We start from the raw sequence: 13,138 nt of genomic DNA, 5'->3' as shown, positions 1-13,138 counted from the left end.
CAGCGCCGATGGAGCCACTGCAGGACGGCGACCCGCGACGGGTCGGCCCGTACACGACGCTGGGGCGTCTGCGGGTGACCGCGACCACCGTCCAGTACCTCGCCGAGGTCGCGGACAGCGACGCCGATACCGGAACCGGGGCGGAGTCGGGGACGGAGACCGGGACAGGGACCGCGACGGGGACCGGGACGGAGACCGACCACGGCGCCGCCGCCGTCGTCGTGTCCCTCGCCCGGGACGGTCTCGCCGCGCTCCCGGCGTTCCGCGGCCGCTTCGAGGCGGAGGCCCGTACGGCGGAGCGGCTGGCCGGGGGCTGGGTCCCCGCCCCCGTCGGCACGTCCACGAACGGACCCGAGCTGTGGACCGCGTACGCGTACGTCCCCGCCGTCACGCTCGGCGAGGCGATCGCGCTCGTGGGCCCCCTTCCGGAGCGGACCGTACGGGTCCTGGGCGCGGGTCTCGCCGAGACCCTGTCCCGGGTCCACGCCACCGGCACCGTGCTGCACGGGCTCGCGCCGGAGACCGTGCTGCTGGCGGCCGACGGGCCCCGGCTCACGGCCTTCGGTGCCCTGGGTGCGGCCGCCCACGCCGAACCGGCCCCCGGCGGCGGACTGTCCGTACGCCTCGGCTACCTCACCCCGGAGCAGCTCGCCGGCGAGAAGCCCGGCACGGCGTCCGACGTCTTCGTCCTCGGTCTGCTGCTCGCCTATGCCGCCACCGGCACCACACCCTTCCCCGACGGCCCGGCCATCGCCGGCGCCGAGCCCGAACTGGACGGTCTCCCCGACGGCTTGCGCGATCTGGTGGCCGCCTGCCTCGCCAAGTCCCCGGCGGCCCGGCCCACCGCGGGCAGCGCCGCGGCCACGCTCGCCCTGGAGGGCGCGGCGGCACTGGCCAAGAACGGCGACGGCTGGCTGCCGCAGGATCTGCCGGCCGCCCTCGCGGACCAGGCGGCTGCGGTGGCCCGTCTTCTGGGCGGGCCGTCGTCCGCGGGCGCCGCCGGTTCACCCAGCGCGGCGGACGCCGCCGGTGCCACGCCCGGGGCCGGAGACCCCCCGGCCATCGCCCCCGCACCGGGCGGAACGACGCCGCAGGACGCCGTGCCGGCCGGCTTCGTGCCGCAGGACACCGCGCCGGCCGAGAGCGCGAAGCCCACCGAGACGGACGCCGCGGCACCGGGCGAGAGCGAGCGGCGGCAGGACGGCGGTTCCTCCGGCGCCCGGGCCGATGACGGCCGCAGGACCCTGGCGCTCGGTGCCGTCCAACTGCGAACCACCGACAAGGCCACCGCCGCCCTGAGCCTGCCTCGCGCCCTGCCCCCGGCGGAATCGGGTCCACCGCCGCAGGCGGGCACGGCGGGAACGGCCGGATCTGCGGCCACGGCAGGCGCACCCGTGCCGACGGGCCCTGCCGGACCGGCAGGCGGACCTGCGGAACGCGGACCTGCGGAGGGCCAGGCGGGTTCCGCCACCGTCGCCGGCTCCCCCGGGACCGCGCCGGCCGTCCCGCCGCACGCCGGCGCGGGCGTCCCCGCCCACGCCTGGGCCGGGACTCCGCAGCCCGGTCGGAGTGAGACGCCGACCGCCGGCCGAGCCGCCGCCGCGGAAGGTGACGGGGCGCCCAAGTCCGTACTCACCGCGTCCGTGCTGGCCGCCAAGGCCGGGGCGGAGCGGCGTGCCGTGGTCCTCGGGGGCGTGGCCGGGGCCGTCGGGCTGCTGGTCGGAGGCGGGATCGGGGCCGCCCTGGCGGGCGGGGACGAGAAGAGCACCCCACCACGGCCCGGTTCCCGGCCCGCACCGGCCGCGAAGCCGCTGACCGGGGTGCCGCCCACGCCGCTGTGGGCGTACCGGCACCCGGGAAGCGGCGCACTGCAGGCGACCGCCTGGCGTGACCGTGTTCTGGCCGTTGCCGACGACCGGCAGTGCACGGGCGTGGATCTGCGGACCGGCCGGAAGCTGTGGACGCAGCCCGCCGCCGCGACGGCCGGGCACGCGCCCGTCGTGGCGGGCGACGCGCTGTTCGTCATCGGCGCCACACACTTCGTGTGGCTGTCGCCGCAGGACGGCGCCGTCCGGCATCGCGTCGCCGCTCCCGCCCATGTCAGCGCGGTGGCCGCCGCCGACGGTGCGGTGGTCTGGTTCACCGGTACGTCCGGCGCCCGGACGTACCTCTTCGCGTACGACGCCGTCGCGCGCAAGGAGCTGTGGCGCACCCAGGTCCCGAACGGACGCGGCCGGAACGCCGTTCCGCGCTACCAGGGCGTCGTGGTCCGGCCCGACGGCATCCTCGTACGTCAGGACAGCGGCTCGCTGACCCCGCAGCAGCAGAAGGTGAACAGGGGCCGCGCGCTGTTCGCCCTGTACGACCGGCCCGGCGGAAAGCGCCTGTGGGGCAAGTACTTCGGCACGGTCCACCAGGGCGCGTCCGTGTCCGGCGACCCCTCGGGCCGCCTGTACGCGGCGGCGGGTGACGACCTGCACGCGTACGACACCCGCAGCGGCAGGCATCTGTGGCGGGCCGCCGGCGCGTCCGGCGAGGCGGTCGTCCACAACGGCACGCTGTACGTCCCCACTCCGGGTCATCGGCTGTACGCACTCGACGCGGCGACCGGCGCGAGCCGCTGGACGCAGTCCACGGAGGCCGGCGGCGACGGCGGGCGGCCGCGCGTGCTGCTGTCGGCGGGCGGCCGTACCGCGCTGGTCCTGGAGTCGACGCAGGTCACGGCGTTCACCACGGCGGACGGCGGTCGGCTGTGGAAGTTCCAGGACGCGGGCGGCCGGACACCCGTGTCCGGCTATCGGGCCGTGACGGCGGGACGGACCGCCGTGGTGTGGCGCGACCGCGCGTTCTACGCGCTGCCCATCGGCGGTTAGCGGCGACGGACACCCGGGCGGACACCTGCCGCCGACATCCAGCAGCCACGCCGGGCGGCGGGCCGATCGGCCCGCAGCGGGTGACCGCGTTGGGCCGGTCCGGCCACTCGTGCGGCCGTCGTGGGGGAGCCGCCGCATCATCGCTACCGGAGCCGGCCGGAACCAACCGGGAGCCATCCGGACATCCGGACGACCGGAGGTGATGACGTGCCAGGCAGAGTGCTCGCCGCGTTCTGCACGGCGGTGATGGTGTTCGGGGCGCCCGCCGCGCCCGGGCCGTCGGCGGAACCCGCGCCCGGTCCGGAGGCCGCGCCCGCGGCCGGTGTCGCACCCGGTGTCGCACCCGGTGTCGCACCCGCGAGGGTTTCGCGGCTCCTCACCCAGCTCCAGGGGCTGTTCCGGCAGGCGGCCGAGGCGGAGGAGGCGTACGACGTGGCCCAGCACCTGTTCGTCGCGCAGACCGTCGAGACCGGACGGCTCAACACCGCTCTCGCCGACGCCCGCGACGCTCTCGCCCGCAGCCGTGTCGAAGCCGGCCTGCTGGCCCGACGGCAGTACCAGGGCAGGACCGAACTCCCCTCGTACCTCGGGCTCCTGCTGGCACGCGATCCTCGGCGCGCCCTCGACCAGGGGTATCTGCTGGAGCGCGCGGCCGGTAGCAGACGGGCGACGATCATCCGGCTGGAGCGCCGGGCGCTGCGTGTCGACGCGCTGGCGACGGCGTCGCGCAAGGCCCTCGACCAGCAGCAGTCGCTCGCCGAGGAAGAGCGTGGTCGGCGTGACACGGCGCGCGCCCGGCTGAAGGACGTGGAAGCGATGCTGGCGTCCCTCTCCGCGCGGGAACTGGCCGCGCTCGGCGCGCCGGCGCCCCCGACCAGGGCAAATGGCCCGTGAAGAGGCGTCGGCACACGCCCCGCGTACACCAGTCGGGTAGAAGGGTCACCTGACCGGATCATGCAGCGCGCCGACGGCGCGCGCGCCTCGGTGCCGGCGGCTGGGATGAGCTCGTGCGGGCAGTCGGTCCGCACGCTGTTCCCCTCGCACTCCTGCGGCAATCTTTGTGACCGCGGGGAAGGAAGCCAAGACATGAAGAATCGATTCCCGACCATGGGACTTCCCCGGGCGCGACGCGCGCGGGTTCTGCTTGCCTCCATAGCCGGCGTGGTCGCTGTGACCAGCCAGCTGCTCGTGATGGCCCCTACCGTTCACGCAGTCGATCCGGAACCGCACGACGACCGTCAGTCCCGGCCCTCCGAGGTGCAGGAGTCCCAGCCCGAGGACGAGGGCTCGGAGAAGAAGGACGAGCGCGACGAACGCCCGGACGAGGGCTCCGCGAAGAAGGACGAAGGCTCGGAGAAGAAGGACCAGCGCGACGAACGCCCGGACGAGGGCTCCGCGAAGAAGGACGAAGGCTCGGAGAAGAAGGACCAGCGCGACGAACGCCAGGACCAGGCCGAAGAGAAGAAGGAACACGGCAAGGGTCACGGCGAAGGCCGCGGTGAGGAGCAGGCCGCCCCGCGCGAGGAACGCGGCGAGGAACGCGGCGAGGAGAAGAAGGACGAGCACAAGGAGCACGGCAAGGGCCACGGCAAGAACAAGCCGAAGTACCCCGAAGTCCTCCACGGGCTCGTGCAGTTCGGCGAGGACGCGGTCTTCACGCCGCCCGCCGGTGTCACCTCGGTGTTCGTCCAGGCCTGGGGCGGTGGCGGCGGTGGCGGCGGCGGTGGCGGTGGCGGCGACGTGCCGGCCGCCGACGGCGGCAACGGCGGTGGCGGTGGCGGTGGCGGCTTCACCTGGTGCCTCGTCCCGGTCAAGCCGGGCAAGAGCTACCTGGTGGACGTCGGAACCGCCGGCGACAGCGGCCCCGGAGGAGGCGCGGGCCGGGACGGCCAGCCCGGCACCGACGGTGGTGCGACCACGTTCAACAAGCCGAACGGCACCGCGCTCCTCACCGCCGAGGGCGGCGGCGGAGGCGGTGGAGGGACGACCGACGACACCGACGCCGGTTCTCCGGGTGCGGGCGGTGACGGCGGGGACTCGTCGTGCTCCACCGCCGGTGCGAACCGCCCCGGTTCCGACGGCACGGCCGGCAACGGGGGCGGCGCTGTCGCCGACGGCATCGTCGGCCTGCCGAACTCCGCCGCTGTCGGCGGTGACGGTGGAGAGGGCGGTGAAGGCGAGGACGAGGAGTTCTTCGCCCAGTCCGGTGACAACGGCAGGGACGGCGGCGCCGGTTACGCCGTCATCTACTGGTAGACCCCTACCGCCCCCGGCCGCCTGGCGGCCGGGGGCGGTCGCACGTCACCCCCGGCCCGGTGACCGCCACCGGCGGATCGCTGAACCTCCTCGCTCAGGGGCGGATGCGGAGGATCCTCACGTGGTCCTCGTCGAACGCTTCGAAATGGAACCTCAGACCGGCGACGGGGCTGCCGGGGAAATCCCCCGCGACCGTGCAGGTCACCACCAGCCCATCGCTGACCGGTTCGAGGCCGGTGATCGTGTACTGGACGAGGGGAACCTCGGTGCGCCAGGCCCGGATGGCGTCGATTCCCACATACTCCTTGCCTTCGTCCTCGACGACGGCGTCGTCGGCGAACAGGGCGAAGTACCTCTCACTGTCCGGTGTGGCAGCGAGCTCGAAATAGCGCCGGACGATCCGGGGCGCGGTGGTTGTCATGCCTTTTCTCCTGTTCGTGTCGGTGGGTCACACGCCTTTCCTTCCACGGGTGCCTCCTGCGACAAGGGCGCGCTTGCCGCTGAGGGCGTCGGGGTCGCTTCGATCGGGGGTCGTGGCTGGTATTCGCTTCTTCCCGTACTCGCCGGACTGGGTTTCCGTAAAGCAGCCTATGAAGATCACGGTGGACGATCCATGCCTGAGAAGGGCGAGGTTTTATCCATTCGTCTTCAGCTTGGGGACTCATCTGTATGATCCGAGCATGGACGTAGTCAGCGACGCGGTCGCGGCCATCCGCACCGGTCGGCCGCATGCCGCGCGCACCCGCCGGACGGCGCCGTGGGGACTGCGGTTCCCGGTCACCCGCGAGATCGGCTTCCATGTCGTCCTGCAGGGCCGGTGCTGGCTGCTGCTCGCGGGACGGGACCCGGTAGCCCTGGGGGCCGGAGATGTCGTACTCGTTCCGCACGGGCAGGAGATCGCCCTCGCCGATTCGCCCGACAGCGAACTCGTCGACGTGACGGACGACATGGACGACACGTGGGTGTCGGCGCCCGGCCCCGCAGGGGATGCGGGCGACCTCACGCTCCTGATGTGCGGCTCGTATCAGCTCGATCGAGCCGGCGCGCACCCGCTGCTCGCCGAGCTCCCCGCCGTCATCCACCTCCCGCGGCGGGTGGGCAGCCGCATGGCGCTCACCTCGGTCGTCGACCTGCTCGGGGACGAGTTGGACCAGCGCAGACCTGGCACCGACGCGGCGATCCCCGCACTTCTCGACACGATGTTGCTGTACATCCTGCGCGCCTGGTACCAGGACCACGCCCCGCGCGGGACCGGCGGCTGGGCCGCGGCACTCGCCGATCCGACGATCGGCTCCGCGCTCCAGGACATGCACGCCGAGCCCGCGGCTCCCTGGACGGTCGAGGGATTGAGCCGACGGGCGGGTGTGTCCCGGTCCGCGTTCTCCCGGCGCTTCACCGACCTCGTCGGACGCCCGCCGATGGCGTACCTGACCTGGTGGCGGATGAGCACAGCCGGACGGATCCTCCGCAGCGATGACGACGCACCGCTCCAGGCTGTGGCCGAGCGGGTGGGCTACAGCTCGGAGTTCGCCTTCAACCGCGCCTTCAAGCGGGAGTTCGGTCTCAGCCCGGGCGCCTACCGGCGGCAGGGCAAGGGCAGGCAGGCCACCGCGCTCCCTGCCTGAGGTCCGTTCCCGTCCGTGCAGCACGGGCGGTGCCGGGACGAAGAGGCCCGGACAGTGCGTCCGGGCCTCTGGTCTCGTGCGGTGTGGGGTGAGTGCTGGTCAGAAGCCCGTCAGGCTCCGGCGACCGAGCCCAGGTACGCCGACGTCTTCTCGGGGTCATAGAAGAAGTTCTCGAAGTCCGCCGGGTCGTTGAAGCCGTTCGCGAACCGGTCGGCGACCGGCTGGAGTTCGCCCGCCGCGCCGATCAGGTTGAGGACGTGCTCCGGCGGGACGCCGAGCATCGCGTTGGTCCACTTGGTGACGTGCTGGGCGGTGTCCCAGTAGCGGTCGAAGGTGGACTGCATCCACGCCTCGTCGAAGGGCCGGTCACCGTGCTCGGTGATGGACTCGAGGTAGGAGGCCGCGCACTTGGAGGCCGAGTTGGAGCCCTGGCCGGTGATCGGGTCGTTGGCGACGACGACGTCGGCGACACCGAGCACGAGTCCGCCGCCGGGCAGCCGGCCGATCGGGTTGCGCACGGTCGGGGCGTAGCGGCCGGCCAGCGTGCCGCCCGCGTCGGTGAGTTCCACCTTCGTGGCGCGGGCGTACTCCCACGGCGTGAACTTCTCCATCAGCTCCAGCGTCAGGGAGAGGTGCTCGGCGGGGTCCTTCACGCCCTGGAAGACGTCGAGCGGGCCGCCCGGGACGCCCTCCCAGAAGAGGATGTCGGCGCGGCCGGAGGTGGTCAGGGTCGGCATGACGAAGAGTTCGCCGACGCCCGGCACCAGGTTGCAGCGGACCGCGTCGTAGTCGGGGTGCTCGGGGCGCGGGCCGAGGCCGTGGACGTAGGCGACGGCCAGGGCGCGCTGCGGCTCGGCGTACGGGGAGCGGGCGGCGTCGCGGCCGAACATCGAGACGAGTTCGCCCTTGCCCGCGGAGACCATCACCAGGTCGTAGGTGCGGGCGAAGTAGTCCAGGTCGGACACGGCGGCGCCGTGGATGACGAGCTGGCCGCCGCGCTGGGCGAAGGTCTCCATCCAGCCGGCCATCTTCACGCGCTGGTCGACGGACTGGGCGATGCCGTCGAGCTTGCCGACCCAGTCGATGACGCGCTGGGACTCGGGGCCGGCGACGGACACGCCGAGGCCCTCGATCCTCGGGGCCTGGGACTCCCAGAAGTTGATCTTCAGATCGCGTTCGTGCTGGAGCGCCGTGTGGAACATGCACTGGGTGGACATGACCCGGCCGGACCGGATCTCGTCCGCCGTGCGGTTGGACATGAGGGTGACTTCGTAGCCCTGTGCCTGGAGGCCGAGGGCGAGCTGGAGTCCGGACTGGCCGGCGCCGACTATGAGGATCTTCCGCATGGCGGGGCTCTTTCCTTGCGCGACTACGGGGACGTGCGGTGCGGGGAGGCTATTCGGGGGTGGCGTCGAGCGCGTGGCCCACCAGCGCGAGCAGCGACTCGATCACCGTGATCCGCTGACGCGCATCCATGATCACGACAGGGACGTGGGCCGGTATGGTCAGGGCCTCCCGGACGTCCTCGGCCTCGTAGACAGGGGTCCCCTCGAAGTGGTTGACGGCGACGACGTAGGGCAGTCCGCAGCTCTCGAAGTAGTCGAGCGCGGGGAAGCAGTCCTTCAGCCGGCGGGTGTCGGCCATCACGACCGCGCCGATCGCGCCCCGCACGAGGTCGTCCCACATGAACCAGAAGCGCTGCTGACCGGGCGTGCCGAAGAGGTACAGCACGAGGTCGTCGTCGAGGGTGATGCGTCCGAAGTCCATCGCGACGGTCGTGGTGAGTTTGCCCGGCGTCGCGGTGAGGTCGTCGGTCCCCTCGCTCGCCTGGGTCATCAGCGCCTCGGTCTGCAGCGGCGTGATCTCGGAGACGGACCCCACGAAGGTCGTCTTGCCGACGCCGAAACCGCCCGCGACCACGATCTTGGTGGCGATCGGTGCGCGGGTGCGGTCGTTCTGCCAGGCCTGGACGTTCTCGTCCTCCACGGCGGTGGGGAGGTCAGAGACGACGGAGTCCACTCAGCACCCTTTCGAGCAGCGCGCGGTCGGGGCGGCCATCGCCGTGCCCGGTCCCGTACACGCGTATCCTTCCTTGGTCCGCGAGGTCGCTGAGCAGCACCCGGACCACGCCCAGGGGCATCTTCAGCAGTGCGGAGATCTCGGCGACCGTTCGCATCCGGCGGCAGAGTTCGACGATGGCCAGCATCTCCGGCATGACGCGGGAGGTGAGGTTCCCGTTCGTCAGTTCCTTGCGCTCGTCGGCCGCCTCCAGCGCCGCGACGAACGTCTCGACGAGGAGGACGTGGCCGAACCGGGTGCGGCCACCGGTGAGCGAGTACGGGCGGACGCGGGCGGGGCGTTTGCCGTCGCCGCGCATCGGAAGCCGGGGGGCGGGCTGGGCGGCGGACGTCATTGGGCGCTCTCCAACGATTTGCGCAGCTCACTGCGGACTTCGGGGGTGAGTACGTGTCCGGCGCGGCCGACGAAGAGCGCCATGTGGTACGCGACGACGCTCATGTCGCAGTCGGCGTTGGCGTGCACGCCGAGCAGCGAGCCGTCGCTGATGGACATCACGAAGAGGCTGCCCTCCGCCATCGCGACCATGGTCTGCTTGACTCCGCCACCGTCCATCAGCCGGGCGGCGCCGATGGTGAGGCTGCCGATGCCGGAGACGATGGTGGCGAGGTCGGCGCTGGAGCCGCGCGGGCCGTCCTGGCGCTTGGTGGTGGCGGGGGCGGCGGTGTGCGCCGGGTCCGACGACAGCAGGAGGAGGCCGTCGGAGGAGACGACCGCGACGGAGCGGACTCCCGGTACCTCCTCGACGAGGTTGCCCAACAGCCAGTGAAGGTTACGGGCTTCACTGCTCAGCCCGAATGTGCCGGTCGCGGTCAACTACGTGCCTCCTCGACGGTGTCCCCCGAATCCTCGCTCTGAGCCTTCTGTTCCGTGGTCCCTGCAGGGGCGGAGCTCTCTGTCCGGCCGGTGGCCTCGGCGAACTCCGCCTCCACGTCGCGACGCCCGTCCTTCGCACCCTGGTGGAAGCCTCCGAGGCGGCGCCGGAGATCTTCGGCGTCGACGGACCGGGGGCGCTCCTGGGGCGCCCCGGCGGGGGCGACGACCTTGGGGGTGCGCTTGGGCAGACCCTTGTCGGTGACCGCCTCCCCGGCATCGCCGCCGGTCATGTCCGCGTGGTCCGAGTGGCCGGCGGCGTCGGCCACACGCTCGTGGGCGTCGGGCTCCGGCGCGGGGTGCGGCAGACGGACCTGGAGGGTGGTCTCCGGGGTGGGGGCCGGCTCGGGCTCGGCGTCGTGCCCGGGTACGTCGTCGGAGGGGTACGCGTACTCCGGCTCTGACACCTGCCCGGACACGTCGTCGGATGCGTACTCGGGTCGCGGCCCGGACACCTGTCCGGATACGTACTCGGGTCCCGGCCCGGACACCTCGTCGGAGACGTACTCGGGTCCCGGCCCGGAGACGCGCTCGGCCGCATCGGCGAAGGCCCCTGCTTCCGCCTCGGCCGTCGGCTGCGGCTCCTGCCGCGCCGCGGGCACCACCGGTTCGGGCCCGAACGGCGGCTCCGGCTCACGCCGGGGCGCGGGAATCGTCCTCCCGGGCTCGGCCGGCGCCGGCTCGTTCACGGCCTCCTGGTCCACCGCTCCCGGCTGCTCGCTCTCCGCCGCGCGGACGGCGTCCTCCGCCGCGGCGACGAGCGGGTCACCGGCGAGCGGGTCACCGGCGGACGGGCGACGGGCGGGCAAGGCGTTGGAGTTGGCCTCCGCGACCGAACCGGGGAGGTTCAGCGCGGGAGCGCCGCCCGGGACGGGCGCCGGCTGCGGAGTGGCGGTCGGCGGCCCGGTCGGCAGCAGCGCCTGCGGGAGGACGACCACCGCGGCGATGCCGCCCTGCTTCTGCTCGCGCAGCTGGACACGGATGCCGTGGCGGCGGGACAGCAGCCCGGCCACCCGCAGCCCGAGGCCCTCCCCGTCCAGACCGGGTTCGAGGTCACCGGGCCGCTCGGGCGCGGCGAGCTTCGCGTTGAGGTCGTCCAGCCGGTCGGCCGTCATGCCGATGCCCTCGTCCTGGACGGAGAGCATGACCTCGCCGCTCTCCAGCAGCCAGCCGGAGAGCTGGACCTGGGCGTCCGGCGGCGAGAAGGACGTGGCGTTCTCGAGCAGTTCCGCCACGAGGTGGCTCAGGTCGTCCGCGGCGAACCCGGCGACATGGGCGTGCGGCGGCAGCGACTGGATGGTGATGCGCTCGTACCGCTCGATCTCGCTGACCGCGGCGCGCATCACGTCGACCAGCGGCACCGGTCCCGGGTGGCTGTGCCCGTGCTCGGAGCCGGCCAGGACCAGCAGGTTCTCGCTGTGCCGGCGCATGACCGTGGCCATGTGGTCGAGCTTGAAGAGGGTCGCGAGCCGGTCCGGGTCCTGCTCCCGCTCCTCCAGCTTCTCGATGACGCCGAGCTGCCGCTCGACCAGTCCGAGGGTGCGCAGGGCGAGGTTGACGAAGGTGTGGCTGACGGTGCGCCGCATCTTGTCGAGCTGGTCGGTGACCTCGGCGGCGCGCTGCTGGAGCTCTGCGCGCTGCGCGGCGAGCTCCTCGCGGGTGGCGGTCAGCTCGCCGCGCTCGGCGTCCAGCCGCTCGGCCCGGGCGCCGAGGTCAAGCAGCTTTCCGTGCAGGGTGTTGAGGGACCGGACGACCTGGGCGAACTCGTCGTTGCGGCCGGTGAAGCGGACCGGCTCCCCGGCCTCGGGCGTCGCGGCGAGTCGGGCGGCGCCGATCCGGAGCACGGCGAGCGGGCGGGTGAGGCTCCGGGCGACGGCCGAGGAGATGCCGATGGTGACGAGCAGACAGCCGCCGAGCAGTGCGATGCGCAGCTCCAGGTCGGTCACGTCGTCGTCGCGGAGCTGCTCCAGGCGCTCGACCTGGGAGGAGGCGAGCGCGGACTCGGCGCCGCGCATCTGCTCGATCCGGGCGGAAAGCGCGGATTCGAGCTTCCCGCGGTTGGACTTGCGGTCCTTCTCGGAGAGTTCGGGCTGGTCGGTGAGACGGCCGAGGTAGGCCTCGGCGGTCTTCACCTCGGGGCCGGTGACGGTGGCGCTGAGCCGGCTCCGGGCCTCGCTGCTCGCGGCCTGGTCGAAGTCGGCGAGCGCGGCGAGTTCGCGGACGCGGGCCTGCTGGGCGGCGCCGCTGAGGACGTTGCGGGCGGCCTCGGCCTTGGCGTCGTCCTCGTCCTCGACGGGCAGTCCGGTGATCGGGTCGAAGGAGGGGCCGTCGTTCGCGGGGCCGGGCACGGAGAGCGCGGCGAGCAGCAGTCCGCGGGTGGCGGAGGCCTGCTCGACGGCGAGGCCGAGGGCGGACGGCGCGCGACCGGCGTCGGCGGCGCGGGCCGGGGTCTTCTCGGCCAGGTCGTCGGCGAGCGCGTGCAGCCCGGCGATGATGTCGGTGTAGGCCTTGTACGCCTCCAGGGCGCTGCCCTTGCCCGTGAGTGCGGTGCGCCGGACGGAGGGCACGGCGGCGAGATCGCGGCCGAGGTCGGCGTGGTCGGCCGGGACGTTGCCGCGGATCTCGTCGATCTGACGGTCGACGCGGGCGCTGCCGCTGCCGGAGATCTCGCGGCGGTCCTTCTTCTCGCCCTGCTGGTCCTCGCGGCCGGCCGCGATGTACGCGGTGACCTCGTCGCGTTCGTCGGCGAGGGAGTGGGCGAGGGTCACGGCCTGCCGGTTGACTTCGGCGAGCGTGACGAGCCGCTGGGACTCCGTCAGGTCGTCGGAGGCCAGGAGGATCGCCGGTGCGCCGGCGGCGATGACGACGAGGGAGACGGCGGCGACACCGGCGACGAGGCGGCGGCGTACCCGCACGGGGCGCCCGCCGGGGACGAGCGTCGGATCGGAGGCGGCACGCGCCTCGGCCGTCACCACCGGAGGCACGGAGGCCGGGAAAGTGGAAGGCGCGGAAGGCACCGGGGGCCCCGCGAAGGCCGCAGCCGCATGGGCCGCGGGTTCCTCGGGCGACGCCGAAGGAACCTGGGGCGCCGGGGGCACCTGAGGTGCCGCGGGCCCAGAAGACTCCGTACCGCCCATGCCGCCCTTGCCCCGAGGCCGCTTCTTCTGCACCGGTGCTCGCATTCTTGACTCGTCCGCCCATGAAGCAGAGGTGACGGCCGGTCATCACGAGAGTCCCCCACCCCTGGCACGGCCCATGACCTTTCCAGCGCCGTCAGGAGGGGGACGCGCATCGGCCGCTCCGCCACGCGAACGAGTGAACATCACTCGGGAGTTGACAAACAACTCGTTCGCGAAGGCTTTTCCAGCCCCCGTGGTGCGCCGGTTGGACCTTCCGCGCGGGCTTTGGCAGGATGCGCGCCCGCAGCTCGCCGGA

Annotated in this window: 10 protein-coding genes; 4 read left to right on the top strand and 6 right to left on the bottom strand. The window is 73.1% G+C overall.

All coding sequences use genetic code 11. The annotated features are described in order from the left end of the window. Positions 1-8 precede the first annotated feature (8 nt). The 3 genes from ACIQMR_RS33900 (at position 9) to ACIQMR_RS33890 (ending at position 5,129) form a co-directional block, all read left to right on the top strand. A complete protein-coding gene (locus tag ACIQMR_RS33900) occupies positions 9-2,873 on the top strand; it encodes a PQQ-binding-like beta-propeller repeat protein (RefSeq protein ID WP_401395661.1) in 2,865 nt (954 codons plus the stop codon). 207 nt (positions 2,874-3,080) lie between these two features. After that, positions 3,081-3,767 (top strand): hypothetical protein, encoded by a 687-nt coding sequence (locus ACIQMR_RS33895; RefSeq protein WP_401395658.1) that lies wholly within the window; start codon positions 3,081-3,083, stop codon positions 3,765-3,767. A gap of 192 nt (positions 3,768-3,959) precedes the next feature. After that, on the top strand, positions 3,960-5,129 hold the full coding sequence (locus ACIQMR_RS33890) for a hypothetical protein (RefSeq protein WP_401395655.1): 1,170 nt from the start codon (positions 3,960-3,962) through the stop codon (positions 5,127-5,129). Between the two features lie 94 nt (positions 5,130-5,223). On the opposite strand, the gene ACIQMR_RS33885 is transcribed toward ACIQMR_RS33890, so the two are convergent. After that, positions 5,224-5,550 (bottom strand): nuclear transport factor 2 family protein, encoded by a 327-nt coding sequence (locus tag ACIQMR_RS33885; protein ID WP_401395652.1) that lies wholly within the window; start codon positions 5,548-5,550, stop codon positions 5,224-5,226. Positions 5,551-5,809: 259 nt separating this feature from the next. On the opposite strand from ACIQMR_RS33885, the gene ACIQMR_RS33880 reads away from it, so the two are divergent. After that, positions 5,810-6,754 (top strand): AraC family transcriptional regulator, encoded by a 945-nt coding sequence (locus tag ACIQMR_RS33880; protein ID WP_401395650.1) that lies wholly within the window; start codon positions 5,810-5,812, stop codon positions 6,752-6,754. 110 nt (positions 6,755-6,864) lie between these two features. Here the strand turns inward: ACIQMR_RS33880 and ACIQMR_RS33875 are convergent, their stop codons facing one another. Genes ACIQMR_RS33875 through ACIQMR_RS33855 form a run of 5 tightly spaced genes read right to left on the bottom strand, consistent with a single transcriptional unit; the run spans position 6,865 to position 12,885 of the window. Next, positions 6,865-8,100, bottom strand: coding sequence for a styrene monooxygenase/indole monooxygenase family protein (locus ACIQMR_RS33875; protein WP_401395647.1), 1,236 nt, complete (start codon positions 8,098-8,100; stop codon positions 6,865-6,867). Between the two features lie 49 nt (positions 8,101-8,149). Continuing rightward, positions 8,150-8,773, bottom strand: a complete 624-nt coding sequence (locus ACIQMR_RS33870; protein ID WP_401395644.1) for a GTP-binding protein — start codon at positions 8,771-8,773, stop codon at positions 8,150-8,152. Beyond that, on the bottom strand, positions 8,754-9,167 hold the full coding sequence (locus tag ACIQMR_RS33865; RefSeq protein ID WP_266383012.1) for a DUF742 domain-containing protein: 414 nt from the start codon (positions 9,165-9,167) through the stop codon (positions 8,754-8,756). The genes ACIQMR_RS33870 and ACIQMR_RS33865 overlap by 20 nt, the downstream gene beginning before the upstream one ends. Next, positions 9,164-9,646, bottom strand: coding sequence for a roadblock/LC7 domain-containing protein (locus ACIQMR_RS33860; protein WP_266383010.1), 483 nt, complete (start codon positions 9,644-9,646; stop codon positions 9,164-9,166). Before ACIQMR_RS33860 ends, ACIQMR_RS33865 begins: the two co-directional genes overlap by 4 nt. Next, positions 9,643-12,885 carry a nitrate- and nitrite sensing domain-containing protein gene (locus ACIQMR_RS33855; protein WP_401395639.1) on the bottom strand — a complete coding sequence of 1,081 codons (3,243 nt, stop codon included), beginning with the start codon at positions 12,883-12,885 and terminating at the stop codon, positions 9,643-9,645. Before ACIQMR_RS33855 ends, ACIQMR_RS33860 begins: the two co-directional genes overlap by 4 nt. Positions 12,886-13,138: the final 253 nt, after the last annotated feature.

Origin of the sequence: Streptomyces sp. NPDC091376, assembly GCF_044757085.1 — a bacterium.
In the GTDB taxonomy this organism is placed as follows: domain Bacteria; phylum Actinomycetota; class Actinomycetes; order Streptomycetales; family Streptomycetaceae; genus Streptomyces; species Streptomyces pratisoli.
Note: the sequence above shows the minus strand (reverse complement) of the source record. Positions and strands in the feature narration are given on the sequence as shown.